This is a genomic window from Aurantimonas sp. E1-2-R+4, from assembly GCF_036549515.1.
GTDB classification, from domain to species: Bacteria; Pseudomonadota; Alphaproteobacteria; order Rhizobiales; family Rhizobiaceae; genus Aurantimonas; species Aurantimonas coralicida_A.
The window spans coordinates 1-24,881 of the sequence record NZ_JAZHLK010000004.1 but is presented as its reverse complement, the minus strand read 5'-3'; the positions used below and the strand labels follow the sequence as shown (position 1 = coordinate 24,881).

30 protein-coding genes and 1 pseudogene are annotated in these 24,881 nt (G+C 65.0%); 12 read left to right on the top strand and 19 right to left on the bottom strand.

What is annotated here, in order from left to right; genetic code table 11:
- Nucleotides 1-190 precede the first annotated feature (190 nt).
- Nucleotides 191-1,087: a tRNA 2-thiocytidine(32) synthetase TtcA gene (gene ttcA / locus VQ045_RS03060; protein ID WP_331829197.1), complete on the top strand. Its 897-nt coding sequence runs from the start codon at nucleotides 191-193 to the stop codon at nucleotides 1,085-1,087.
- A complete protein-coding gene (locus tag VQ045_RS03055) occupies nucleotides 1,084-1,908 on the top strand; it encodes an inositol monophosphatase family protein (protein ID WP_331829120.1) in 825 nt (274 codons plus the stop codon). The genes ttcA and VQ045_RS03055 overlap by 4 nt, the downstream gene beginning before the upstream one ends.
- 33 nt (nucleotides 1,909-1,941) lie before the next feature.
- Here the strand turns inward: VQ045_RS03055 and VQ045_RS03050 are convergent, their stop codons facing one another.
- The 9 genes from VQ045_RS03050 to purC form a co-directional block, all read right to left on the bottom strand.
- Nucleotides 1,942-3,219 (bottom strand): multidrug effflux MFS transporter, encoded by a 1,278-nt coding sequence (locus VQ045_RS03050; RefSeq protein WP_331829119.1) that lies wholly within the window; start codon nucleotides 3,217-3,219, stop codon nucleotides 1,942-1,944.
- A gap of 172 nt (nucleotides 3,220-3,391) precedes the next feature.
- Nucleotides 3,392-3,739, bottom strand: a complete 348-nt coding sequence (gene grxD / locus VQ045_RS03045) for a Grx4 family monothiol glutaredoxin (RefSeq protein WP_331829118.1) — start codon at nucleotides 3,737-3,739, stop codon at nucleotides 3,392-3,394.
- Between the two features lie 145 nt (nucleotides 3,740-3,884).
- Nucleotides 3,885-4,118 (bottom strand): BolA family protein, encoded by a 234-nt coding sequence (locus tag VQ045_RS03040; protein WP_331829117.1) that lies wholly within the window; start codon nucleotides 4,116-4,118, stop codon nucleotides 3,885-3,887.
- Nucleotides 4,119-4,215: 97 nt separating this feature from the next.
- Nucleotides 4,216-6,441 (bottom strand): phosphoribosylformylglycinamidine synthase subunit PurL, encoded by a 2,226-nt coding sequence (gene purL / locus VQ045_RS03035; RefSeq protein ID WP_331829116.1) that lies wholly within the window; start codon nucleotides 6,439-6,441, stop codon nucleotides 4,216-4,218.
- Between the two features lie 176 nt (nucleotides 6,442-6,617).
- Entirely contained in the window at nucleotides 6,618-7,124 is a 507-nt protein-coding gene (locus tag VQ045_RS03030) for a hypothetical protein (protein WP_331829115.1), read from the bottom strand.
- Between the two features lies 1 nt (nucleotide 7,125).
- Entirely contained in the window at nucleotides 7,126-7,518 is a 393-nt protein-coding gene (locus VQ045_RS03025; RefSeq protein ID WP_442879820.1) for a hypothetical protein, read from the bottom strand.
- A 20-nt stretch (nucleotides 7,519-7,538) separates the two neighbouring features.
- A complete protein-coding gene (gene purQ, locus VQ045_RS03020; RefSeq protein ID WP_331829196.1) occupies nucleotides 7,539-8,219 on the bottom strand; it encodes a phosphoribosylformylglycinamidine synthase subunit PurQ in 681 nt (226 codons plus the stop codon).
- 435 nt (nucleotides 8,220-8,654) lie between these two features.
- Nucleotides 8,655-8,900 carry a phosphoribosylformylglycinamidine synthase subunit PurS gene (gene purS, locus VQ045_RS03015; RefSeq protein ID WP_331829113.1) on the bottom strand — a complete coding sequence of 82 codons (246 nt, stop codon included), beginning with the start codon at nucleotides 8,898-8,900 and terminating at the stop codon, nucleotides 8,655-8,657.
- Between the two features lie 70 nt (nucleotides 8,901-8,970).
- Nucleotides 8,971-9,735, bottom strand: coding sequence for a phosphoribosylaminoimidazolesuccinocarboxamide synthase (gene purC, locus VQ045_RS03010; protein ID WP_327625316.1), 765 nt, complete (start codon nucleotides 9,733-9,735; stop codon nucleotides 8,971-8,973).
- 260 nt (nucleotides 9,736-9,995) lie between these two features.
- Here purC and VQ045_RS03005 point away from each other — a divergent pair, with 260 nt between their 5' ends.
- Together VQ045_RS03005 and VQ045_RS03000 are read left to right on the top strand one after the other, a co-directional pair.
- Nucleotides 9,996-10,316: a DUF1476 domain-containing protein gene (locus tag VQ045_RS03005; RefSeq protein WP_327625350.1), complete on the top strand. Its 321-nt coding sequence runs from the start codon at nucleotides 9,996-9,998 to the stop codon at nucleotides 10,314-10,316.
- A complete protein-coding gene (locus VQ045_RS03000) occupies nucleotides 10,316-11,086 on the top strand; it encodes an HpcH/HpaI aldolase family protein (protein WP_331829112.1) in 771 nt (256 codons plus the stop codon). The genes VQ045_RS03005 and VQ045_RS03000 overlap by 1 nt, the downstream gene beginning before the upstream one ends.
- Nucleotides 11,087-11,096: 10 nt before the next feature.
- Here VQ045_RS03000 and VQ045_RS02995 read toward each other — a convergent pair whose 3' ends face one another.
- From VQ045_RS02995 to VQ045_RS02965, 7 genes are all read right to left on the bottom strand, one after another.
- Nucleotides 11,097-11,657, bottom strand: coding sequence for an RBBP9/YdeN family alpha/beta hydrolase (locus tag VQ045_RS02995; protein WP_331829111.1), 561 nt, complete (start codon nucleotides 11,655-11,657; stop codon nucleotides 11,097-11,099).
- Between the two features lie 125 nt (nucleotides 11,658-11,782).
- On the bottom strand, nucleotides 11,783-11,908 hold the full coding sequence (locus VQ045_RS02990; protein WP_331829110.1) for a hypothetical protein: 126 nt from the start codon (nucleotides 11,906-11,908) through the stop codon (nucleotides 11,783-11,785).
- Between the two features lie 135 nt (nucleotides 11,909-12,043).
- Nucleotides 12,044-13,354: an adenylosuccinate lyase gene (gene purB / locus VQ045_RS02985; protein WP_331829109.1), complete on the bottom strand. Its 1,311-nt coding sequence runs from the start codon at nucleotides 13,352-13,354 to the stop codon at nucleotides 12,044-12,046.
- Between the two features lie 92 nt (nucleotides 13,355-13,446).
- Nucleotides 13,447-14,196 (bottom strand): DUF2259 domain-containing protein, encoded by a 750-nt coding sequence (locus tag VQ045_RS02980; protein WP_331829108.1) that lies wholly within the window; start codon nucleotides 14,194-14,196, stop codon nucleotides 13,447-13,449.
- A gap of 32 nt (nucleotides 14,197-14,228) precedes the next feature.
- Entirely contained in the window at nucleotides 14,229-14,552 is a 324-nt protein-coding gene (locus VQ045_RS02975) for a hypothetical protein (protein WP_327647726.1), read from the bottom strand.
- Nucleotides 14,549-15,604, bottom strand: coding sequence for a P1 family peptidase (locus VQ045_RS02970; RefSeq protein WP_331829107.1), 1,056 nt, complete (start codon nucleotides 15,602-15,604; stop codon nucleotides 14,549-14,551). Before VQ045_RS02970 ends, VQ045_RS02975 begins: the two co-directional genes overlap by 4 nt.
- Before the next feature lie 4 nt (nucleotides 15,605-15,608).
- On the bottom strand, nucleotides 15,609-16,718 hold the full coding sequence (locus tag VQ045_RS02965; RefSeq protein ID WP_331829106.1) for an ABC transporter substrate-binding protein: 1,110 nt from the start codon (nucleotides 16,716-16,718) through the stop codon (nucleotides 15,609-15,611).
- 209 nt (nucleotides 16,719-16,927) lie between these two features.
- Between VQ045_RS02965 and VQ045_RS02960 the strand changes: the two genes are divergently transcribed.
- From VQ045_RS02960 to VQ045_RS02925, 8 genes are all read left to right on the top strand, one after another.
- Nucleotides 16,928-17,434 carry a flavin reductase gene (locus VQ045_RS02960; protein ID WP_327647723.1) on the top strand — a complete coding sequence of 169 codons (507 nt, stop codon included), beginning with the start codon at nucleotides 16,928-16,930 and terminating at the stop codon, nucleotides 17,432-17,434.
- A 37-nt stretch (nucleotides 17,435-17,471) separates the two neighbouring features.
- A complete protein-coding gene (locus VQ045_RS02955) occupies nucleotides 17,472-18,389 on the top strand; it encodes an AAA family ATPase (RefSeq protein WP_331829105.1) in 918 nt (305 codons plus the stop codon).
- Nucleotides 18,386-19,645 carry a vWA domain-containing protein gene (locus VQ045_RS02950; RefSeq protein WP_331829104.1) on the top strand — a complete coding sequence of 420 codons (1,260 nt, stop codon included), beginning with the start codon at nucleotides 18,386-18,388 and terminating at the stop codon, nucleotides 19,643-19,645. The genes VQ045_RS02955 and VQ045_RS02950 overlap by 4 nt, the downstream gene beginning before the upstream one ends.
- A 78-nt stretch (nucleotides 19,646-19,723) precedes the next feature.
- Nucleotides 19,724-20,053, top strand: a complete 330-nt coding sequence (locus tag VQ045_RS02945; RefSeq protein ID WP_331829103.1) for an XdhC family protein — start codon at nucleotides 19,724-19,726, stop codon at nucleotides 20,051-20,053.
- On the top strand, nucleotides 20,053-20,769 hold the full coding sequence (locus VQ045_RS02940) for an XdhC family protein (protein ID WP_327625303.1): 717 nt from the start codon (nucleotides 20,053-20,055) through the stop codon (nucleotides 20,767-20,769). The genes VQ045_RS02945 and VQ045_RS02940 overlap by 1 nt, the downstream gene beginning before the upstream one ends.
- On the top strand, nucleotides 20,766-22,421 hold the full coding sequence (locus VQ045_RS02935) for a molybdopterin-binding/glycosyltransferase family 2 protein (RefSeq protein ID WP_327625302.1): 1,656 nt from the start codon (nucleotides 20,766-20,768) through the stop codon (nucleotides 22,419-22,421). Before VQ045_RS02940 ends, VQ045_RS02935 begins: the two co-directional genes overlap by 4 nt.
- Before the next feature lie 61 nt (nucleotides 22,422-22,482).
- Nucleotides 22,483-23,262 (top strand): SDR family oxidoreductase, encoded by a 780-nt coding sequence (locus VQ045_RS02930; RefSeq protein ID WP_331829102.1) that lies wholly within the window; start codon nucleotides 22,483-22,485, stop codon nucleotides 23,260-23,262.
- A 191-nt stretch (nucleotides 23,263-23,453) separates the two neighbouring features.
- Nucleotides 23,454-23,735 (top strand): usg protein, encoded by a 282-nt coding sequence (locus VQ045_RS02925; RefSeq protein ID WP_327625300.1) that lies wholly within the window; start codon nucleotides 23,454-23,456, stop codon nucleotides 23,733-23,735.
- A 112-nt stretch (nucleotides 23,736-23,847) separates the two neighbouring features.
- Here VQ045_RS02925 and VQ045_RS02920 read toward each other — a convergent pair.
- From VQ045_RS02920 to VQ045_RS02910, 3 genes and pseudogenes are all read right to left on the bottom strand, one after another.
- Nucleotides 23,848-24,012: pseudogene (locus VQ045_RS02920) on the bottom strand (JAB domain-containing protein); the annotation flags it as partial.
- Between the two features lie 104 nt (nucleotides 24,013-24,116).
- The gene (locus VQ045_RS02915; protein ID WP_327647713.1) at nucleotides 24,117-24,347 is read right to left on the bottom strand and encodes a helix-turn-helix transcriptional regulator; all 231 of its coding nucleotides are present in this window, start codon (nucleotides 24,345-24,347) and stop codon (nucleotides 24,117-24,119) included.
- A gap of 220 nt (nucleotides 24,348-24,567) precedes the next feature.
- A partial coding sequence (locus tag VQ045_RS02910; RefSeq protein ID WP_331829101.1) for a TetR/AcrR family transcriptional regulator C-terminal domain-containing protein occupies nucleotides 24,568-24,881 on the bottom strand: 314 nt, incomplete at its 5' end.

Sequence of the window (24,881 nt, the reverse complement as noted above, 5' to 3'; positions counted from 1 at the left end):
GCTCGGCGCTCTGGCCTTGCTCGGCGCTTCCTGCTGGCATGACCGGCGTCATCCGCCGAAACCTCCTCCCGTCGAGCGATGATGACGACGGAACTCGATTAGTCTATCGCGGGATGGCCGTCCCTCGGGGCGGCCTTTTGTTTTGCGACGTCGCCGTTTAGACGGAGGCGAAACGGGGGAAGGGACGATGATGCTGGAGGAAGATCGCCGCGACGCCGCTAATCCGACCGACGAAGTCGGCGAACCGGAAAGCGAGGCCGAGGGCGCCCATCCGCTGTTTCGCGACGTTCCGTCTTCGGTCGGTTTCAAGAAGCTGCGCAAGCGCCTGTTGCGTGAAATGCGCGAAACGATCGCGCAGTGCGCCATGGCGCGGCCCGGCGCCCGCTGGCTTGTTGGTATCTCCGGCGGCAAGGATTCCTACGCGCTGCTGGCGCTGCTGCACGACCTTAAATGGCGCGGCCTGCTGCCGGTCGATCTTCTGGCCTGCAATCTCGATCAGGGCCAGCCGAACTTTCCCAAGCACGTCCTGCCGGATTTCCTGACCCGCTTCGGCATCGCGCACCGGATCGAATATCGCGACACCTATTCGGTCGTGACCGAAAAGGTGCCGGAGGGCGCCACCTATTGCGCGCTGTGTTCGCGGCTGCGGCGCGGCAACCTCTATCGCATAGCGCGCGAGGAAGGCTGCGAGGCGCTGGTTCTCGGCCATCACCGGGACGACTGCCTGGAAACCTTCTTCATGAACCTGTTTCACGGCGGCCGGCTCTCGGCCATGCCCGGCAAGCTTCTCAACGATGAGGGCGACCTTCTCGTCCTGCGCCCGCTCATCCGGTCGGCCGAGGAGGATATCGCGAAATTCTCCGCCGCCATGGCGTTTCCGATTATTCCTTGCGATCTCTGCGGCAGCCAGGACGGGCTACAGCGCAATGTCACCAAACAGATGCTCGCTGACCTGGAGCGGCGGTTTCCCGGCCGCAAGCAGGTGATGATGCGCGCGCTGTCGAACGTGCGGGCAGGACATCTGCTCGACCCGGCGCTGTTCGATTTCGCGTCTCTTTCGCCTTCTTCCAAAAGCCGAGACTCTTGACCCACTCCGTCGACATCGAGCGCCTGGCCGAGATCCTGCGCGCGGCGGCCAAGGCCGAAATCATGCCGCGCTTTCGCAACCTGTCCGACGCCGACATCCGCGAAAAGACATCGGCGACCGATCTCGTGACGGAAGCCGACGAGGCGGCGGAACGCTTCATCGGCCGCGAATGCGGTGCGCTTGCCCCAGGTGTTCTGTTCGTCGGCGAGGAGTCGGTCGCCGCGAATCCCGACCTTCTCGACAAGCTCGACGGTGTCGATCTGGCGATCGTCGTCGACCCGATCGACGGGACGGCCAACTTCGCCGCTGGTCTTCCGCTATTCGCGGTCATGGCTGCGGTGGTGGCAAAGGGCGAATCCGTCGGTGGCATCATCTACGATCCGTTGGGCGATGACTTCATGCTGGCGGAGAAGGGGGCCGGCGCCTTCCAAAGAACTCCATCGGGAGAGACGCAACCGCTCAAGGTAGCCAAGCCCGTGGCGCTGGCCGATGCCGTCGGCTGCGTCAGCGCGACCCATTTCCCCGCCGACGAGAAAGCAGCCCTGTTGCCGCGTCTCGGAACGGTGAAGATCTTCGGCAACTACCGCTGTGCCGGCCACGAGTATCGCCTGCTCGCTTCCGGCGGAACGCACTTCTCGCTCTATTCGAAACTGATGCCCTGGGATCATCTGGCCGGTTGCCTGCTGGTCGCCGAGGCGGGCGGGCATGTCGCCAAGGCCGACGGCTCCACCTATACGCCGAGGGACCGCGGCGGCTCGTTGATCGCGGCCTGCGATCCGGGCCTCTGGCGGGATGTCCGGGACGGGCTGCTGCCCGTTTAGGCTCCCCGACCTAACTGTCTGCGTCCGATAGGTCTATTCGGCGGGGTTCTGGCGAAGCGCTTGGCTTGCGTGAGGCGCCGGTGCGTTCTTGGCCTCGAACAGCCGGCCCTCGGCCAGCCAGACCGAACCGAGTGCGGCGATCGACAAGACCGTGAAGCCGACCAGGATCGGGACCACCGTGCCATCGTAGAAAAAGCCGATCAGCGCGCCGAAAAGACCGCCGCCGAAGGTCTGCATGAAGCCGAGAACCGACGAGGCCGTTCCCGCCACATGGCCGAGCGGATCCATGGCAAGGGCGTTGAAATTCGTGCCGATGAAGCCGAACAGGCAGAAATTGACAGTCAGCATGGGGACGAAAAACCAGAGCGGGGCAGCGCCCCCCATGGCGTAGGCAACGACGAGGTGGATGACCGCAAGGAGCAGGAAGCCGATCAGGGCTCCGTGGGAGAGGCGGCGCATCCCAAGCTTCTCGACCAATCGCGCGTTGAGAAAAGATGCGAGGGCCATGAACACCGCTGTCGCGGCGAAGACGAGGGTGAAGGTCGGGCCGAGGCCATAGACCTCCGTGTAAAGCTGTTCGGCCTGGTTGAGAAAACCGAACAACACGCCGAAGATCAACGCCGTCGCAACCGTGTAGCCGAAGGCGACCCGGTTGGTCAGGACGATTCGAAACGCCTCGAGGATGCGCTTGCCGGTCAGTTCCCGTCGGTTCTCTGGGTGCAGCGTCTCGGGCAGGCGGATTGCCGTCCAGATCGCCACGGCGACGCCGAAGACCCCGATCGCCAGGAATATCTCGCGCCAGTCTCCGAACAGCATGATCAACTGACCGATGTTCGGGGCGATCACCGGCACGGCCATGAACACCATCATCACCAGCGACATGACGCTGGCCATACGCCGGCCGTTGAAACAATCGCGGACCACCGAGACCGCGATCACGCGCGTCGCCGCTGCACCGACGCCCTGGATCGCCCGTAGGGCGAGAACCGTCTCGAAGTCTGGCGCAAAGATGGCCGCCACCGAGGCAAGCACATAGACGCCGAGTCCGAAAAACAAGATCGGCCGCCGCCCGAACCGGTCGGAGAGCGTGCCATAGACGATCTGAGCGCTACCAAACCCCAAGATGTATGCGGTGATCACCAGCTGGCGTTGGTTCGCGTCAGCGACGCCGAGCGCCGACCCCATCTCCTGCATTGCCGGAATGAAGATGTCGATCGCCGCCGCGTTCATCGCCATCAGGCAGGCGATCATCGTCACGAGCTCCCAATAGGGGAGCCCACGCGTTCGATCGGTCATGGACCCGTTGGACATTGCCGGCCTCTCGAAGGAGCACGCGGAGACCTATCCCCGATTCGCCAAATTACAAGTCATGCTTATCATTTGCGATCGGCTGCGGATGGAAACGGTCCGTCAACATAGAAGCCCGCGCGCCGGAACGCACGGGCCATCAGACGTCCGCAAGAGAGACGAACCGGATTTCGTCTCAGCCGTTGGCGGCGGCCGGTGCGGTCGTTGCCACGCCGTTCTCGCCGAAGAAGGTCTGAAGCTCGCCGGCCTGGAACATCTCGCGGACGATGTCGCAGCCCCCGACGAACTCGCCCTTGACGTAGAGCTGGGGAATCGTCGGCCAATCGCCGTAGTCCTTGATGCCCTGACGCAGATCGTCGGACGAAAGGACGTTCACGCCCTTATACTCGACGCCCAGATAGTCGAGCATCTGGACGATCTGACCGGAAAACCCGCATTGCGGGAAAGCGGGTGTGCCCTTCATGAAGACGACGACGTCGTTCGTCTTCACCTCGTTGGCGATCCATTCGTTGATGGCGGTCATGGCATTTCCTGACTTATGAATGTGGGGAGGAGAGCGGCTTTTCGATGCTGACCATCCGGCTACCAAATAGGCGCAGATCGGCGAGCGTGCGGCTCGACAAATTGTCCGAAACTGTGTCGTCGATCTCGCTCATCTCGCGAACATACTACTTCGGCGCGCTAGTTTGTAGGGCCAAGGCGTGGAGTTCACCGCCCATATTGCCCTGCAAGGCCTTGTAGACCATCTGATGCTGCTGCACCCGGGACTTGCCGCGAAAGCTCTCCGAGACGATCTCCGCGGCGTAGTGGTCGCCGTCGCCGGCCAGATCACGGATCGTCACCTCGGCATCGGGGATATTGCTCTTGATCATCCTCTCGATGTCGCTGGCGTTCATGGGCATGACAGGTCTCCTTGGTCCGGCGTCTGGAATCGCGAACCTTGTGGGATGATAGGGATCGCACCGGGCGCAATCAATCAGCGCGGGTTCCGCCTCTCGCTCAGGCGGCGGCGGCCGGTTCGATGATCTCGCCCGACATGTAGGACGGGAACCAGGATTCGTGCGCGATCGTCAACGCCGCGATGGACAGGTCGAGCCGGCCGTCGATGACCAACCGGGAGCCGCCAGCCACGCCGAGCCGGCGCAAAGGCACGCCGGCTTCCGCGGCATCGGCCTCGATCGTATCGGCGAGCTTCGCGGCGATCGCCACGACATAGCGAGCCTGATCCTCGCCGAAGAGGAGCGCATGGCCCGCTCCGCTGCCGGCGTCGATCCGGGCGCCGCGATCGGAGGCCATGCACATTTCGGCGATCGCCACCGCGAGACCGCCATCCGACAGATCGTGGCAGGTCGCGACACGGCCGGAGCGGATCAGGCCGCGAACGAAGTCGCCGTTGCGCTTTTCCTCGGCAAGGTCCACCGGCGGTGGCGCGCCGGCTTCGCGCCCCTCGATCTCGCGCAAATAGATCGTCGCGCCGAGATGGGAGCCGTCCCGGCCGACGAGGAACAGGATGTCGCCCTCTTTCAATCCGCCGACGCGGGCGGTCCTGGCGCGGTCATCGATCAGGCCGACGCCGCCGATGGTCGGGGTCGGCAGGATCGCCTCGCCGTTGGTCTCGTTGTAGAGCGAGACATTGCCGGAGACGATCGGGAAAGCGAGGGCCTCGCAGGCCGCGCCGATCCCCTCGACCGCCTTGACGAACTGGCCCATCAGTTCCGGCTTTTCCGGATTGCCGAAATTCAGATTGTCGGTCGCCGCCAGCGGTTCGGCGCCGACGGCGGTCAGGTTGCGCCAGCACTCCGCGACGGCCTGGGCGCCGCCCTGGAACGGGTCGGCCTCGCAATAGCGGGGCGTGACGTCGGAGGAAAAGGCGAGCGCCTTGGTCGGGTGGCCGTCGACGCGCACGACGCCGGCGTCGCCGCCGGGGCGCTGCAGGGAGTTGCCTTGGATGAGCGTGTCGTATTGCTCGAACACCCAGCGGCGCGAGCACAGATCCGGCGAGCCGAGCAGCGACAACAGGGCGGCGCCGTAGTTCGCCGGCTCGGCGATGTCCTTTGCATGGAGCGCCTGTGCCGGCTTCGGCTCGATCCACGGGCGATCGTATTCCGGTGCCTCGTCGCCGAGTTCCTTGATCGGCAAATTGCCGACTTCGCGACCCTCGAACAGGATGCGGAAGCGCAGATCGTCGGTGGTGCGGCCAACGATCGCGAAATCGAGGCCCCATTTGACGAAAATCGCCTCGGCCACCTCGCGCTTGTCGGGGTCGAGCACCATCAGCATCCGCTCCTGGCTCTCCGACAGCATCATCTCGTAAGGCGTCATCGCGGCCTCACGCACCGGCACCTTGTCGAGGTCGAGCTCGATGCCGAGCCCGCCCTTGGCCCCCATCTCGACGGCCGAGCAGGTCAGGCCCGCCGCGCCCATATCCTGGATGGCGATGACGGCGCCGGTCTGCATGAGTTCGAGACACGCCTCGAGCAGGCATTTCTCGGTGAAGGGATCGCCGACCTGCACGGTCGGCCGCTTCTCCTCGATGTTCTCGTCGAATTCGGCCGAGGCCATGGTCGCGCCGCCGACGCCGTCGCGGCCGGTCTTGGCGCCGAGATAGACGACCGGAAGGCCGACGCCCTTGGCTTCCGACAGGAAGATCGAATCGGTCCGGGCGAGGCCCGCCGCAAAGGCGTTGACCAGGCAATTGCCGTTGTAGCGGGAATGGAAATTGACCTCGCCGCCGACCGTCGGCACGCCGAAGGAATTGCCGTAACCGCCGACGCCGGCGACCACTCCGGCGACCAGATGACGGGTCTTGGGATGGTCCGGCGCGCCGAAACGGAGCGCGTTCATCGCCGCGATCGGCCGCGCACCCATGGTGAAGACGTCGCGCAGAATGCCGCCGACGCCGGTCGCCGCCCCTTGATAGGGCTCAATGAAGGAGGGGTGGTTGTGGCTCTCCATCTTGAAGACCACCGCCATGCCGTCGCCGATATCGACGACGCCGGCATTCTCGCCCGGACCCTGGAGGACGCGCGGCCCCTTGGTCGGCAGCGTCCGCAGCCAGCGCTTGGAGGATTTATAGGAACAATGTTCGTTCCACATGGCCGAGAAGATACCGAGCTCCGTGATCGTCGGCTCGCGGCCGATCAACGACAGGACGCGCCCGTATTCATCCGGTTTCAGTCCGTGGGCCGCGATCAGCTCCGGGGTGATGTCGGTCTCGGCGGTCATGGCGTGTCCTGGGCGTTGGTCTGCGCACTAACATTTCGATTGGGCATCGGAATGATCCAAAAACCGGATTCTGCTTCCTGGTCCGATGCCTTGGCTTGTCGGCCTGTTATCATTTGCGGCGGTATCGAAAAAGCCCGAGCCGGTCGGATGGAGGCAGCGAGCCGGGTCTGTTCATCTCAGCCGGCGCGGGCGGAGACATAGGTCATCGATGTGGCGCGGCAGACACCGGTATCGGCGGCCCGCCGCAGCACGACCGTATCGTCGTCCACTTGCGAGATCGGCTCGCCGTAAAGGCGCCGGGCAATTACCACCAGCGCCACGTCGTAACCGCCCTTGGCCGCGGGCGAGCGCACGCAAATCCCGTAGCCGCCGACTTCGCCTGTCGGCACGAAGCTCGTCGCGCGTTCGACGGCGCGGCGCCGATAGATCGCGGCGGCGGTGCCGTTCACATAGGCGATCTCGGCCGGGGTTAGCTTGCCGCCCGAAACGGGCGCGGCCGATGGGGCGGCTCGGTGTGCGATCTTGTCCGGTTCTGCATCAGCGGCGGTTGGGAACGCCGCCGCGATCGTTACGGTAGGTGACGCCAGGCCGGACGCGGTTCCGTTGGTCGCGGCGCAGGCGGAGAGGCTGCCGGCCACAAGAAGCAGGACGCCAAGGGCGCTGGATCGGCGAAGCGCGCTCATATCAGGCCGAACATGTCTTGGCGCCGGCGCCCCAACGGGCGAGGTCGGTGTCGATGCGGCTTGCGAGAGCCTCATTCATCAGCGGCCCGTAGACCGAGACGTTCGCCGAGCCGGACTGCGCTTCCACGACCAACAATGGCCGTGCTTCGAGCTGACCACGCGGCACCAGCAGGAAGCGCGGCCGGCCGGAGAAGGAGGAGAGTTCCGGCGCGAGGCTGTAGCGGGCAAAGGCCGGATCGCCCGACTTGAACCAACAGCGATTGGCCGCCAGCGCCAGCCGCTCCATCCGGTCGAGGCCGGAATCGGCCGCCGCGCCTGGTTGGTCCTGGTTCGTGGGGCCCGTGGCACAGGCGCCGAGGGCGAGCGTGAATATCGACGCCGCGAAGACGGCCATTCGTCCGAAGAGCACTTCTCTCACGCGGCGGCGCTCGCGGTCATGCCGAGCGCGCCCTCGAAGATCGCGCGGCCGTCGGTGCCGCCGTGCTCCGGCTCGACGAGATTTTCCGGGTGCGGCATCATGCCGAGGACGTTGCCGGCGTCGTTGACGATGCCGGCAATGTCGCGGATCGCGCCGTTGGGATTGGTCCCCTCGGCATAGCGGAACACGACCCGGTTTTCGCCTTCGAGACGCGCCAGTGTGGCCGCGTCGGCGAAGTAATTGCCGTCATGATGGGCGACCGGGCAGCGGATCACCTGGCCCTGGCGATAATTGGCGGTAAAGCGCGTCGCGGCGTTGACGACTTCCAGCTTCACGTCCCGGCAGACGAAGCGCAGCGAATTGTTGCGCATCAAGGCGCCGGGTAAGAGCCCTGCTTCGCAAAGGATCTGGAAGCCGTTGCAGACGCCGAGGACCGGAACGCCCTTGGCCGCCGCGTCGGCGACGGCGCGCATCACCGGAGCGCGCGCGGCGATCGCGCCGCAGCGCAGATAATCGCCGAACGAGAACCCGCCGGGGACGACGATCAGGTCGACGTCGGGGAGCGCCGTCTCGGTCTGCCAGACCGTGAGCGGCGCCTTGCCTGTGATCGCGGTCAGCGCCGCGATCATGTCGCGGTCGCGATTGAGGCCGGGGAGGAGGATGACGGCTGTGTTGATCATTAGTGGTTTTCAAACTCGTCTAATGGAAGACGGTAATGCCTCGCGGCTTCGAGTTCGAGAGTGTGCTGTGTAGGGCCATCCGGGACTATTGAGTATCGAATCTTGCAGCGTTTCAACGTTTCTAACTCACTCCGAAAAAACCGCTCAAATTTTTGGTCCCCTTCGAGTTCACTCCGAGTAAGCTGACGAAGCTCCGGGAATTCCTCGCAGGCAGTTTTTCGAGCGCGTTTAAATGCAAGAGGCGCATTGTTGTGGTTGAAACGAAAGTGCTGAGGAATCCGCCGCTTAAGATCGTTTGTTCTTCCAACTCCCAGAGCTCGGCCACGGAAAATAAAAACGTAGACGCCGGGCTGAGATGGCAGGTCACGCGCATTCACAGGTCTAGCGCGTATTAATTTGTTTAGCTCCGAAGGGGCTTTTTCTGAGAACAGGCTACGAAATAATCGTGACAGCATAATTCTCGATGACCGTATTGGCGAGCAGCTTGTCGCACATCCTGGAAAGCTCAGACCGCGCCGTCGCCTCGTCCCTGGCGTCGACTTCCATGTCGAAGACCTTGCCCTGCCGGACGGCGCCGACGCCGGCAAAGCCGAGATGGCCGAGAGCGCCCTCGATGGCCTTGCCCTGCGGGTCGAGGACGCCGGTCTTGAGAGTGACGACGATGCGAGCCTTGATCACGATATGCGCCTGTCCCTGGAATAAACGAGCTTGAGTGCCGGTGCCGGCTGCTTGGAGGCTCTGCGCCGCCTTACTTGACCAACACCGGCCCGGAGGGGCGGGGCGGCTCGTTTTCATTCATGATCCCGAGCCGGCGGGCGACCTCCTGATAGGCCTCGACGAGACCGCCCATGTCTTGGCGGAAGCGATCCTTGTCGAGCTTGTCGTGGGTCTGGACATCCCACAGCCGGCAGGAATCGGGAGAGATCTCGTCGGCGACGATGATCCGCATCATGTCGCCCTCGAACAGCCGGCCGGTCTCGATCTTGAAATCGACGAGCTGGATGCCGACGCCGAGGAACAGTCCGGACAGGAAATCATTGACCCGAATCGCCAGGGCCATGATGTCGTCGATCTCCTGCGGGCTCGCCCAGCCGAAGGCGGTGATGTGCTCTTCGGAAACGATCGGATCGTCGAGCGCGTCGGCCTTGTAATAGAACTCGATGATCGAGCGGGGCAGGACGGTGCCCTCCTCGATGCCGAGGCGCTTGGCGAGCGAGCCGGCGGCGATGTTGCGCACCACCACTTCGAGCGGGATGATCTCAACCTCCTTGATCAGCTGCTCGCGCATATTGAGGCGGCGGATGAAGTGGGTCGGGATCCCCATCTTGTTCAGATGCGAGAAAATGTATTCCGAGATGCGGTTGTTGAGAACGCCCTTGCCGTCGACGACCTCGTGCTTTTTCTTGTTGAACGCGGTGGCGTCGTCCTTGAAGAACTGCACCAGGGTGCCAGGCTCCGGGCCCTCATAGAGGATCTTGCCCTTGCCTTCGTAGATACGGCGGCGACGTGTCATCATGGAACTCTATCGTGAAGGAAGCACCGGCCCTGGCCACGGTGCGAAGACGGCTGACGATGGTGCGGCTGAATAGACCATACGGCCCGCCTTAACAATCGTTTCGGCAATTGCTCTGCGGGAAGTCGTGCGGCAAGCGCCGCAAATCAAGGCCTGATAACGCCGCTTGAAACGAAATCGCGCTTCAAAAACGCGGCGCAAGACCGTATGTCAGACGAAAGGCCGGTGGATCGGACGGTCGATTCTTACCAAGGAGGAACATCATGTCCATGAACGACCGCGAGCGCGATTTCGAGTCCCGCTATGCCCATGACCAGGAATTGCGGTTCCGGATCGAGGCGCGCCGCAACAAGCTGGTCGGCCTCTGGGCGGCTGAGAAGCTCGGGAAGAGTGGTGAGGAAGCGAACGCCTACGCCCAGGAGGTCATCAAGGTCGACTTCCTGTTGCCCGGTGACGACGATGTCGTCCACAAGATTCGCGACGATTTTGTCGCGGCCGGCGTCGAACAGTCGGAGCATCAGATCCGCAAGCAATTGGCGCACTTTCTGGCGGAAGCCGAAACCCAGATCCGCAGCGCCTGATGGCCCTCCCTCGACTTCGTGATCGCCTGGGCGAGGGGGGCTTCGTCGTCTCCGCCTGGCTCGGCCTGATCGATCCGGTGGTTCATGAAGCGTTTCTGCGCGCCGATTTCGACGCCGTGACCTTCGACGTCCAGCACGGCCTGCACGACACTGCCAGCCTGCGGGCCGGCATCGAACGCGCGGTGCTGCTCGGCAAGCCCGCGCTGGTACGCTTGCCGATCGAGGACCGGGCGCTCGCCGCGCGCCTTCTCGACTTCGGTGCCTCGGCCGTGATGATGCCGATGATCGAAACCGCCGACGAGGCCCGCGCCTTCGTGGCGGTGGCGAAATATCCGCCGTTCGGGCAACGGTCTTATGGCCCGACGCGTGCCGGCGAACTGCATGGCTACGCCGATCGCGCCGACTACGTCACGGACGCCCGTAACGAAACGCTGGCCTTCGCCATGATCGAGACCGGTGCGTCGGTCGACAATCTCGATGCGATCCTGGCGGTCGACGGCCTCGACGGTGTCTTCGTCGGCCCCTCCGATCTGTCGATCGCTCTGTCCGGCGATGGGACGCTCGATCCGCGCGGCGCGCAGGCCGAGGCGGCGATCAAACGGATTGCCGCGGCGACGTCGGCGGCCGGCAAGATTGCCACGATCTATGCCGCGACGCCGGAGGACGCCAAGCGGTACCGGGAGTATGGCTATCGTCTGGTTTGCGTCAGTTCCGACCAGGCCGTGATTGCAGCGGGGGCGCGGGCCCTTGCCGAGGCCGTTCGCGGCTGAACGCTGCCGGTCAGGCCGGCACGGTCAGTCCGGACATGAACTTGCCGAAGGTGAGCAGGCCTTCGGGCCAGGGGCCATGGCCGCTCTCGGCGTTCATATGGCCGGCCTCGCCGGCATCGATGAACAGCGATCCCCAAGCGCCGGCGATGTCCTCGGCGGCCTCGAAGGACGAGAAGATGTCGTTGCGGCTGGCGACGACGACGCTGGGAAACGGCAGCGGATCGCGCGGATAGGGTCCGAAGGTGCGCAGGTGTCTCGGGCGGATCGCATCGTTCTCCACCTCGGGAGGCGCGACGAAGAACGCGCCCGACACCGGCCGCTCGAAACGCGGGATCGCCTGGACGGCGGCCGCGACGCCGAGCGAATGGGCGACCAGGACGACCGGCCGGGCGGAGGTGTTCACGGCATCCGCCACCGCGGTCATCCAGTCATCGCGGACGGGCTTCGTCCATTCGGCCTGCGGCACACGCCGCGCCGTTGACAGCCGGCGCTCCCAACGGGTCTGCCAGTGGTCTTCGGGGGAGCCCTTGTAACCGGGCAGGATGAGGATATCGGCTTCGGCAATGCGCATCGGCGGGACATGCGAATGCGAGCCGCGCAAGTCAAGCCGTCACGGCACCGGATTTTGATCCTCACAACCTGTCATCTGAAGGAACAGGTGACAGTTGCGCGCCCGTCTCGTCGCTACGTGGCCGGCTACTCGGCGGTCGTCGCCGGGGACAGTTCGTCCTCCGTCAAAATCGCTCGGTCCGGCGTCGCGGTGAAGAAGAAGAAATAAACCAGAAACGCCAGCGCGACCACGGCGACCGCGATCCAGATCATGTGCCTGCGGCTGTTGGTTGCGGATCGATCCGACGCGTGAGGCATAGCGATGTGTTCCGTTCCCGCGCCCGTCCGATCCGGCCTTATCGCGATCAGGCCGGGCGCATTGGTGCAACGACGATCGCAGCGCGGGGCTCAACCGGCGCGGCCGAATACCCGCTCGAAGATCGTCCCGACGTGCTTGGTATGATAGCCGAGGTCGAATTTTTCGCGAATCTCGGCTTCCGGCAATGCGGCCGTCACCTCCTTGTCGGCGAGGAGTTCTGTCAGGAAGTCCTTGTCTTCTTCCCACACCCGCATCGCGTTGCGTTGCACCAGACGGTAGGAATCCTCGCGGGAGACGCCGGCCTGGGTCAGCGCCAGCAGCACCCGCTGGGAATGGACGAGACCCGTGAACTTGTTGAGGTTGGCCAGCATCCGCTCGGGATAGACGAGCAGCTTGTCGACGACGCCGGTGAGGCGCACGAGCGCGAAGTCGAGCGTCACCGTGGCGTCCGGTCCGATCATCCGTTCGACCGAGGAGTGGGAGATGTCGCGCTCATGCCAGAGCGCGACATTCTCCATCGCCGGCAGGGCGTAGGAACGGACCATGCGGGCAAGGCCCGTGAGGTTTTCCGTCAGCACCGGATTGCGCTTGTGGGGCATCGCCGACGAGCCCTTCTGGCCCGGCGAGAAATATTCCTCCGCTTCCAGCACCTCGGTGCGCTGCAGATGGCGGACTTCGGTCGCCAGACGTTCGACCGACGAAGCGATGACGCCGAGCGTGGCGAAGAACATCGCGTGTCGGTCGCGCGGAATCACCTGCGTCGACACCGGCTCGGCCGCAAGCCCCATCGCCTTGGCGACATGCTCCTCGACGCGCGGATCGATATTGGCGAACGTGCCGACGGCGCCCGAGATGGCGCAAGTGGCGATTTCCGCGCGGGCGGCGACGAGGCGCTCGCGACAGCGCTGGAATTCGGCATAGGCGAGAGCGAGCTTGACGCCGAAGGTCGTCGGCTCGGCATGGATACCGTGGGAGCGCCCGATGGTGATCGTGTCCCGGTGCTCGAAGGCGCGGCGTTCGAGCGCGGCGAGCAGGCCGTCGAGATCGGCGAGGAGCAGGTCGGAGGCCTTGGTCAGCTGCACGTTGAAGCAGGTGTCGAGGACGTCCGACGAGGTCATGCCCTGATGAACGAAGCGGGCGTCCGGGCCGACGATCTCGGCAAGATGCGTCAGGAAGGCGATGACGTCGTGCTTGGTCTCGCGCTCGATCACATCGATCCGGTCCACATCGAAGGTGGCGGCATTGCCCTTTTCCCAGATCGTCTTCGCGGCGCTCTGAGGGATGACGCCGAGCTCGGCGAGTGCGTCGCAGGCGTGGGCCTCGATCTCGAACCAGATCCGGTACTTCGTCTCCTGCGACCAGACGTCGACCATCTCGGGGCGGGAATAGCGGGGGATCATGGCGCGGATTCTTTCAGCTATATGATTGGGAGGACGGCTGCCGTCTAACAGAGCCGACGCCGCGTCTCAACGTTTGCCGAAACGATCGGCCGTCAGTCCATCGGTAGCGGGTTGGCGATGTAGCGCAGGTCCGGTCCCTCGAAGCCGACGGATTTGACCCCGATGATCGCCACCGCCGAAAATCCGCCGGTCGGTCGCTCGTAGACGCGAATTTCGGACAGGGCGTAGTCGAGCGGGCAGCCCCGGCTTTCTGGAATCGCAGTGTCCTCGTGGATCAGCGCAGCCGAATCGCCCGGCTTGGTGGCGATGCGCACCAGCCGGTAGCCGTAAGACGTGCCGAACACTTCGCACGCCTTGCCGCCGCTGAGCGGGATCGGCTCCAGTCGAAGCTCGACCGGCTTGTCAGGCGTCGGCTCGATGGGTCGGGGCAGGAAGCGGGCTCGGTACGGATCTGCCGAGAATTCGGTCGGCGGATTGGCGACGACCAGTGAGCCGGGATGCGCCTCGGGATCATAGGTCGTGAACAGTGCCTGGGCTGCCTCGCGAGCCTGCTCTCTGGCATCCGCGATCCCGGCGCCGTCCGCCTCGATCCGGATGCGGACCGGGGAGGGCGGCAGAAAGCGATCCTCGGCGAGATCGAGAAAGAATATCTCGGCATAGGGGAAGCCGGACCCATCCTGGATGCCTGATTGCTCGAATGCGAAGACCTTGCCGTCCTCGGAGAACCCGAGCGGTTCCAGCCTTGCCGCGTCGCCAGCCGAGGCAGGCGAAGCGAATCCCGGCAGCGCCACCAGCAGGACTGCCGCCGCGGCGGCGATCTTTGGAAGTTGCGGGGGCGTCATCGTCGGTCCTCACTTGCTGGCCGCGGGGAGTGCTACTTTTGCGCGACGATACGGGTGCACGAAAAATTGTCGCCGCTGGCCTCGGAGAACCACCCCATCGAATCGCCGGTAAAGCCGGAAAGAGTGATAAAATAGTCATCGGCGAACAACAGCGTGTAGGAACCGTCGCTCCCTTCCTGAACCTCTTCGATCGGCAGGTCCTCCGATCCGTTGTTGTAGGTGGTCGGGGTAAAAGTGAAGATCGCCACCTCGCAGTCCCAGGTGCCCAGGAACGGCAGGTCTTCGGCAGATGCGGTGGTCGACGCCAGCAAGGTCGCGATGGCTGTGGCCGCTATCGTGTTCGTGACGTTTTTCATGGGGCCGTCCTCTCGCTGCCGGCTCTGCCGGACGCCATCCGCGGATCACGAAGGCTCGACCATGTTGCCTGTCGGTCGCCCTCGGCGGATATCGCGGTGTAAATAGCGCGCGCGACGGCGCGGGCCATGGTCGCCGCGGCCCCGGCGGCGAGTTCCACACCGCCGATCGGCTCCGGCAGAATTCCGCTGCCGCCGGTGGCCAGCGCGAAGACGAGATCGCCGTCGAAATCGGTGTGCGATGGCCAGATCGCCTTGGCGTAGCCGTCCTGCCCGGCAATCGCCAGCCGCTTGGCCGCAGCCTTGTCGAGCACGGCGTCGGTGGCGATGATTCCGATCGTCGTGTTGGCGCCCATCCGCGCGTCGAGCTTGGTTCGCGGGGCTGTCGCGCCCGGAGGAAACGGTTGCGGCAGGCCGAGGTCGCCGAACTCGTCGCCCAGTTCGAAGGGCGCCGCCCAGAAACTGCGGCCGGTCCCGATCGTTGCCGACCCGACGGCGTTGACCGCGACGAGCGCCGCGACCGTGATGCCGTTCGAGAGCACGGTCGAGGCCGAGCCGAGGCCACCCTTCACCGTGGCCGTGGTGCAGCCAATGCCGGCGCCGACTGTGCCGATCGGAAAATCGGCGCCTGCCGAGCGTGCCGCCTCGTAGCCGAACTCGCGGTAGGGCGGATAGCGGCCCCAGGCCTTGCTCCCGCCATTGGCGAGGTCGAACAGGATCGCCGCCGGAACGATCGGCACGCGCACGTCGCCGACGGCAAAGCCGCGGCCTTGCTCCCCGAGCCAGGCCTGGACGCCCGACGCGGCGTCGAGGCCGAAGGCGGACCCGCCCGACAGCACCAGCGAATCGACCTCCGCGACGGTGTTCTCCGGCGCCAGAAGATCGGTTTCGCGGGTTCCCGGTGCGCCGCCCAGAATAGCCACGGACGCGATTGATGGCGTGTCGAGAATGACGACCGTCGTGCCGCTTTTCAGCCGTTCGTCGCCGGCATGCCCGACCCTGACCCCGGCGACGTCGCTGAGGAGGTTGCGGGGGCCGGACCGCCAGGCGCTCATGTCCTCAGCCCCCGATCTCGTCGACGAAGCCGTTACCGCGCCATTCGAAGACGCGGTAGAGATCGAGGTCGGAGTCGCCCCTGGCGTCGAAACGGATCGGCCCCAGCACGGTCTGGAATGCCTCGTCGCCCAGGATTTCGGCGATCGGCCGGCCGGTTTCCCGGCTTTGGCCGACCGCTGCGACGGCGATCTGCGTTGCCGCGTATGCGGGGCCGAAATAGCCTTGCGGTCCGGCCACTGGTCCTTCGTCCGGGCCGCCGTCTTGAAGTTCTGGGACGTGGATTCGCGGCGCGACCGCAACGATGCCGTCCGGCAGCGGCACGTCGTCGCTCGTCTCGTCGAATAGTGCCTCGCCGCCGACAATGTCGAGGGCAAGTCCGATCTCGGCAGCGTCGCGCGCGATGATCGCGACGTCCGGCCGGTCACCGGCGATGAAGAACCGGCTGACGCCGGTGCGCTCGAGGCGCCTCACCAGGCCGAACTGCTTTTCCTCGGCGGGCCGGTAATTGTCGATCGTCTGTGGTTTCATGCCCTGGTCGGCGAGGAGCCGGCGGACCGCGTCGGACAATGCCCGCGCAGCGATCGAGCCGTCCTCCAGGAGGCCGAAGGGCTCGGCCTTCCAGCGCGTCGCCAGATATCTTGCGGCCGCCGCAGCTTCCTTGTCGGAACGCGGCGCGACGCGCCAGACGAGAAAGCCGGTCCGCTCGCGCCGGTCGGTGAGGCGGTTGGCCCGCACGCCAACGTCTATGGTCGGAATCCCTGCCTCCGTAAGGATCGGAAGCGCCGCCTCGATGGCGTCGGCGCACAGGAAGCCGGTGGCGACGGAGACATTCATGGCGACGAAGCTTTCGGCCGCCTGTTTGCCGCCCTCGGCGGAACATTTGGTGTCGGCCTCCACCACCTCGACCGTCTGGCCGTCGGCGGGTTTTGCCGCCGCCGCGCGCGCGCCGTCGGCGAGCTGCCGACCGAGAATGCCGGCGCTGTCGGAAAGCGGTGCCGCTACGCCGAGCGTGATCGGCTCGCCCGTGTCTTGGGCCTGCGCCGGCAAAAGCGTGATCCCCATCAGGCCGAAGGCGGCAAAATACCGGAGCTGGGTGAGAAAGAAACGCGTCATGCCTGCGAGTCTAGTCGACCGTCCGGACGATGGCGAGACGGAACCGGCCGTATCCACGACGGTGTCGTGATGCCGGCTCGCGCCATAACGGGAATGACCGGGAAAGCCTGTCTGGATGGGGCCCGCGATGGATTGCGACGAGACCCCGTGCGAATCCGCCATCCCCGCCCTATGTTTGACGCGAACGGCTCGGGACCCGGGCGCAATGAATGGAATATGGTTTGCTGACGACATCGACGATCGACCGCGACAGCTTTCGCGACGCGATGAGCCGGTTTGCCTCGGCGGTTCACCTGGTGACGACGGACGGCCCGGCGGGCCGGCGTGGCGTGACGGTCTCGTCTGCCTGTTCGGTGTCCGACGAACCGGCGACGCTGCTTGTCTGTCTCAATACGTCGAGCCCGGCCAACGACCGGTTTGAGAACAACGGTAATTTCGCCGTCAATCTGCTGTCCGAAGACAGCGAGGCGATCGCTCGCGCCTTCGCCGGTGAAGGGCAGCTCGAGTCGGACGCGCGTTTCGCCAAGGGCGAATGGGAGGTACTGCAAACCGGCGCGCCTTTGCTGGTCGGTTCGCTGGCCGGGTTCGATTGCCGGATATTGGAAGCCAAAATCGTTGCCACGCACCGCGTGCTGATCGGCGAGGTGGTGGCGATCCGCACCGGATCGAAATCGCCGTCGCTGGTCTATCTCGACCGGACCTATCGCAGCCTCTAGGCTACAGGCACCGCAGCGTTTCAGGGGAAGGGTATCCGTGACATCGAAACTGCCGGCGTCGATCGACGAGACCGAAGAACTGCTTGACGGTCAGAACTACGTCGCCGACCGGGCGCTGGCGACCGTCCTGTTTCTGTCGCTCAAGATGGGGCGGCCGCTGTTTCTGGAAGGCGAGGCCGGCGTCGGCAAGACCGAGATCGCCAAGGTGCTGGCCGCGGCGTTGGGCCGGCCGCTGATTCGCCTGCAGTGCTATGAGGGGCTCGACGTCTCCTCGGCGCTCTACGAATGGAACTACGCCGCGCAGATGATCGAGATCCGGCTGCGCGAGGCCTCCGGCGATACGTCCAAGGACGCGATGCGGTCCGACATCTTTTCGGAGCGCTTCCTGATCCGCAGGCCGATCCTGCAGGCGCTCGAAGGCGAGCCAGGATACGCGCCGGTGCTGCTCATCGACGAGCTCGACCGCACCGACGAGGCCTTCGAGGCGTTTCTTCTGGAAATTCTCTCCGACAATCAGGTCACCATCCCGGAACTTGGCACCATCCGGGCCACCGAGCCGCCGATCGTCATCATCACCACCAATCGTACGCGCGAGATCCACGACGCGCTGAAGCGGCGCTGCCTCTATCATTGGGTGGACTATCCCGCCGCCGACCGCGAACTTCAGATCGTGCGCCGTAAGGCGCCACAAGCCAACGCCGAGCTGGCGGCCGAACTTGTCGCCTTCGTGCAGAGGCTCAGAAAGATCGATCTCTTCAAGGCGCCGGGTGTCGCCGAGACCATCGACTGGGCGAACGCCTTGACCGAACTCAATGCCGTCGCGCTGGACCCCGCGCATGTCTCCGATACGCTGGGGGTTCTCTTGAAATATCATGACGATATCCAGCGCATGGAGCGGGGCGAGAGCCGGGAGATTCTCGCCGAGGTGAAGCGCGAACTGGCCAGGGCCCCATGAGCGCCGTCGCCGATCCGCCGAAAGTGGCGGCAGATCCGGACGGCAAGCTCGCGGACAACATCGCCTATTTCGCCCGGGCGCTGCGCAAGGCTGGCGTGAAGGTGGGTCCATCGGCGACGCTTGACGCGATCGCGGCGGTGAAGACGGCGGGTCTGACCAGCCGTGACGATTTCTACTGGACGCTGCATGCGGTGCTGATTACCCGCCACGAGGACGACGCGGTGTTCGCGGAGGCGTTCCGGCTGTTCTGGCGCTCGCGAGAGCTGATCGAAAAGATGATCGCCATGTTCTCGCCGAAGGCTCCGCCACGCCAATCGGAGCGGGAAAAGAAGCGGGCCGGCGAGGACCGCGCCGCCGAAGCGATGTTCGAGGGCGCTCGGGACCGGATCACCAAGCAGGAACGCCCGGAGATCGAGATCGACGCCAGTCTCACGGTCTCGGGCAACGAGGTGCTGCGCCAGAAGGATTTCGCCCAGATGTCGGCGCGCGAGATCGAGGAGGCCAAGCAGGCCATCGCTGCGCTGCGCCTGCCGTCGGACTGGATCGCGACCCGCCGGTTTCGCCCTGATCCGCGCGGCGATCGAATCGACCCGAGGGCGATGATGCGGGCCTCGATGCGGACCGGCGGCGATCTCGTCTTGCCGAAATTCCGTTCGCGCCGCGAGATTCATCCGCCGCTGGTGGTGCTCGCCGACATTTCCGGCTCGATGAGCCAGTACACGCGAATCTTTCTGCACTTCATCCATGCCCTGACCGAGAAGCGGCGCCGGGTGCATACGTTTTTGTTCGGCACGCGGCTGACCAATGTCACCCGGCAGATGCGCCACAAGGACCCCGACGAAGCGCTCGCCGACTGTGCCGGCGCGGTGAAGGACTGGTCCGGCGGGACGCGGATCGGCGAGGCATTGGCGAGCTTCAACCTGACCTGGTCGCGCCGGGTGCTGACCCAGGGCGCGGTGGTGATCCTGATCACCGACGGGCTGGAGCGCGATTCGGTCGACGAGCTCTCGAAACAGATGGAGCGGCTGCATAAATCCTGCAGGCGGCTGATCTGGCTGAACCCGCTGCTGCGCTTCGACGGATTTTCCGCCCGCGCCAGGGGCGTCCGCGCCATGCTGCCGCATGTGGACGAGTTCCGCTCGGTGCATTCGCTGGAGGCGATGAGCGCGCTCTGCGAGGCACTGTCGGGTGGCGGGGGTCGGGAGACGGATCCGCGCTGGTGGATGGACGCCGCCGACCGGGCGATGGCGGCGTAGGGGGCAGGCTTTGCCGACGATAGCTCCGGGTCGGCGGCGACGGTATCGTGTGCCGCGCCTTTTTAGGAGGGTCAGATCATGTCCCAGACGATGCATGAGTTCGATGTCTTGAAGACCGCCGAGGCGTGGGCCGGCGAGGGGCGGAGCCTCGCGCTCGCCACAGTCGTCGAAACCTGGGGCTCGGCACCCCGGCCGACCGGCAGCCAGTTGGTGATCGACGGCGACGGCAATTTCGAGGGCTCGGTCTCCGGCGGCTGCGTCGAAGGTGCGGTGGTCACCGAAGCGGTCGACGTGATCGAGGCGGGCGAGCCGCGCATGCTGGAATTCGGGGTCGCCGACGAAACCGCGTGGCGGGTGGGTCTGTCCTGCGGCGGGCGCATCCGCGTCTATGTCGAACGGGTGAACTGATGGACCGTGTGCTTCTGGCAGATCTGAACGTCGAGCGCGCCGCCCGCCGGGCCGCCGTCGTCGTCACCGCTCTGGCGAATGGCGCCCAGCGGCTCGTGCGCGAGGCGGAGGTTGTGGGCGATCCGCTCGCCGAGCCGATCGGGCGGGTGATCCGTTCCGGCAAGTCCGGGATCGTCCAGACCGATCACGGCGAGGTTTTCCTCAACGCCCATCTGCCGCCGCCCCGGCTCGTCGTCGTCGGCGCGGTCCATATCAGCCAGGCGCTGGCGCCGATGGCGAAGCTGGCCGGTTATGATGTCGAGATCGTCGACCCGCGCACGGCCTTTGCCACCACGGAGCGTTTTCCGGATGTTGCGCTTGTCGCCGAATGGCCCGAGGTGGTGCTGAAAGCCCGCCCGCTCGACGCCTATACCGCCGTCTGCGTCATCACTCACGATCCGAAGATCGACGATTATCCGCTGATCGCGGCGCTCCAGGCCGGGTGCTTTTACATTGGCGCGCTGGGCAGCCGGAAGACCCATGCGCGGCGGGTCGAGCGACTGACCGACGCCGGGATGTCCGTCCAGGCGATGGACCGTATCGAAGCGCCTATCGGCGCCGATATCGGCGCGTCGACGCCGGGCGAGATCGCCGTCGCAATCCTTGCTTCGGTCATCGAGGCGTTCCGCAAGCGCAAGATGTTCGCCGAGCGCCGGGGCGAGACCGAGGCGGCATGATCTTCGGGGAGATACCTGTCGCGGAGGCGGAAGGGGCGATTCTGGCACACTCCCAGAGGCTCGACCAGCGTCGGCTGAAGAAGGGGACACGGCTCTCGGTGGCGGACATTGCCGCGCTTCGCGACGCCGGTGTCGGCGTTGTCACCGCTGCGCGTCTCGAGCCGGGCGACCTCACCGAGGATCAGGCGGCGGCGGCGATCGGTGCCGCGCTTGGCGGGGCGGGAATTCGAGCGGGCGAGGCCGGAACCGGCCGTGTCAATCTCTTTGCGGAAACAGCGGGGCTGTTCCTGCCGGATCGCGCCATGGTCGACGCGCTCAACGCCATCGACCCCGGCGTGACCCTCGCGACGCTCGGCGAATACGCCCCCGTTGAGGCAGGGCGGATGGTGGCGACGGTGAAGATCATCCCGCTGGCCGTTTCCGGCGCGGCGGTCGAGGCGGCCGTGCGGCTCTGCGCGGGAGAGGCGGCATTTCGTCTCGCCCCCTTCGCGCCGAAGCGCGTGGTGCTGATCCAGACTGAGCTTCCTGGCGTCAAGCCGAGCGTGCTCGACAAGACGCGTGCCGTCACCGAGGTGCGGCTCGCGGCCTCCGGCTCGATGATCGTCGGCGAGATCCGCTGTGCCCATGAGGTGGGCGCCCTGACCGATGCCCTGCTGCGGCGCGAGACAGCGGATGTGACGCTGATCTTCGGCGCCTCGGCGGTGATCGACGGCGGCGACGTCATCCCGGCGGCGATCGCGGCGGCCGCCGGCCGGATCGACCATCTCGGCATGCCGGTGGACCCCGGCAATCTCTTGCTCCTCGGCACGTTGGACGGCCGGCCGGCGCTCGGCGCGCCCGGCTGCGCCCGCAGCCCCAAGGAAAACGGCTTCGACTGGGTGCTCGATCGCCTACTGGCCGATCTCCCGGTGACCGGCGACGACATTCGGAAGATGGGCGTCGGCGGGCTCTTGATGGAGATCGCCTCGCGGCCGCAGCCGCGTGAGGCGGACAGCGCCGTCGAGGAGCCAGTCGTCGATATCGTCATCCTCGCCGCTGGCCGGTCGAGCCGCATGGGCGGGCCGAACAAGCTGCTGTCGACCTTCGAAGGCGTCCCGCTGATCCGGCGTTCGGCTGAGACCGCGCTGGCTGCGAAGCGCGCGGGACATGTGCGGGTGGTCGTCGGGCATATGCGGGAAGAGATTGTCGCGGCCTTGGGTGACCTCGCCATCGACATCGTAGAGAACCCGGTCTTTGCTGACGGGCTCTCGACCTCGCTCAAGGCCGGGTTCGCGGCCTCGTCCGAAGCCGACGGCGTTCTTGTCATGCTGGCCGACCAGCCGTTCCTGACACCGGCGGATCTCGACCGGCTCATCGCGGCCTTCGTGCCGTCCGGCGCGGGGTCGATCGCGGCGGCCTTCGATCGCGGCCGGCGGCGCAATCCGGTCGTGGTCTCGACGGTCTATCGCCCTGAAATCATGGCGCTTTCGGGAGATGTCGGGGCGCAAGGCGTGATCGCCGACCATCCCGACGCTGTGGTCGAGGTCGAGATCGGCGCCGCCGCGAGCGTCGACGTCGATACCCAGGAAGCAGTGCACGCCGCCGGGGGCAGGGTAACGCAGGAACGTCACAATGCGTCCTGGCAAAGTGAATCATTAAAGCCGACTAAGTGATTGGTGAAGAATCGAAAATCGCCCGTGCCGTTAAGCGGCTGAGGACTAGTGGGAGGACGATATGGATCTGGGGCTGGCAGGAAAATACGCGATCGTCTGCGCATCGAGCCGGGGGCTTGGCCGGGGCTGCGCCACCGAGTTGGCGCGGGCCGGCTGTACGGTGGTGCTCAACGGCCGTGACGAAGAGGTGCTGAACGCGACGGCTGAAGCCATCTCACGGGAGACCGGCGCCAAAATTATTGCCGTAGCCGCTGACGTCTCGACCCCGGAAGGCCAGGCGCGGCTCGTCGGCGCCGTGCCGCATGTGGACATCCTGGTCAACAATAATGGCGGGCCGCCGCTGCGCGATTTTCGCGCGCTTGGCCGCGACGATCTCATGGCCGGCGTCACCGGCAACATGATCGCGCCCATCGAGATGGTGCAGCGTGTCATCGACGGCATGGTCGAGCGCCGCTTTGGGCGGATCGTCAACATCACCTCCAGCTCGGTCAAGGGGCCGATCGCGGGCCTCGACCTGTCCAGCGGTGCGCGCGCCGGGCTGACCGGCTTTCTGGCCGGGGTCGCCCGCACCGTCGCCGGTCAGAACGTCACGATCAACTGTCTGCTGCCGGGCGCCTTCGACACCGATCGGCTGCGCTCCAATTTCGCGGCGGCGCAGAAGCGTGAAAACCGCAGTCTTGACGACATCCGCGCCGACCGAGCCGCCGGCATTCCGGCCGGGCGCTTCGGCGAGCCGGACGAGTTCGGCAAGGCCTGCGCATTCCTGTGCTCGGCGCATTCGGGCTACATCACCGGCCAGAGCCTGCTGATCGACGGCGGCGCGTTTCCCGGGGCGTTCTGAGGCCCATACGCTCCGGTTGGCGTCGGCGCGCCGCGGCCGAGGTGAACAATCCCGGGAAATGACGGGTCCTGTGGCGCGGAAAGCACTGTTCGCGCTTGAACTTCGGCGCCCGGTAACACATCATTAACTCTTAGGTCGCAGCATTTCTAATGCCGGCCGATGCCCGGCTGGCGCAGCGAAAAGGTGCGCCGATGACCATCAAGACCGCCGATCCGCAATTCGAACGGATGTTGCAGGGCTATGGCCTGACCACGGCGGAGGTCCTGTACCGGATGCCGGACCATCCCAGCTTCCTGCAGACTTTCGCCTGGCAATTCGAGGATCTGGCCCCCGAATATCCGCGACTGCGTCGCTTTCTCGACCATTGGGAGCGGGAGATCGAGGCGGCGATCCACTCGGTTCGAATCATGCATGCGGGCCTGATCAAGCCGCGCGAACTCCGGTTGGTGAAGGATGGCGGCTATCTGCATTAGAGCGCCGTGCGTCTGTTCGGACGCACAAAGGACGCTCTAACACTTTGATTGAGCATCGGAATAATCCGAAAACCGGGTTCCACTTTTCGGTCCGATGCTCTAATGCCGTCGCTCAGATCAGCCGCAGGCCCTTGAGGCTGGCATGGCCGGCCTTGCCGATGATGATGTGGTCATGCACGGAAATACCCAAGGGTTTCGCCGTCTCGACGATGGTGCGGGTCATGTCGATGTCGGCCCGTGACGGCGTCGGATCGCCGGACGGATGGTTGTGGACCACACCATCAGATTCATTAAGTAGTTGAAAATACTAAATATTATTGCCTGTCAGATTCTGATGGGGTCGGTTTTTGGGATCGGATGTTTTGCCGACCCCTGCGATTATCATCGTTGATCCCCCTCTCTAATTCCGAGGCGTTTTGCCGCACGACACATCACGATATTTTTCTGATCCCAGGCCTCGATCTCGTTGACGGGATAGAGAACTGACTTGCCTACCTTCACATAGGCGGGGCCTATTCTCATAGATCGCCAGTTTCGCAGTGTGCCGATGGTAATCGCCCCTCGGTAACGTTCCGCGACCTCTTCTGGGGTGAGATATTTCTGATCGGTCATGTTGCGTGGCCTCCGATAACGTTGTGGCCCGCCAATGAAAGCCTTGGTCACGACCGTGAGGGAAGGCGCTATGCGTCGGAGTAGTGAGAAGGGACGGTCCCGGATATAGAACGGCGGGTTTGCGGTCTCTGGGCATTACTGATGAACAGATCTGCTGTAGCCAAGTTGTCCAACTGACGTAGCTTTCAGGCTCATAACCTGAAGGTCGTAGGTTCAAGTCCTAACTCATCGGTGGGTATGCGCAAAGGAACGTCGCCACGCCATCGGCGACAGCCTCATTCAGAACGTTCGGCTCAACGGGAAGCGCCCCGCCGAGGCTCTTCGCGTGCGCTTCTGCTGACACGAGTGCAACGAACTGACTTGCAGCGCGGGAAGAGTTTGGGATGGCGTGCACCCCTTGTTGCGACAGCCGTGCAAGCTCCTTGGTAAGCGCGTCATTAACGGCAAGTGTCAACGCCGGAGCAAATATGCGCCAGTTGGCCGGAGGAAATATGTGCCAGGTGACGTCATGAGAAGGGCCCCGATCGGGGCCCT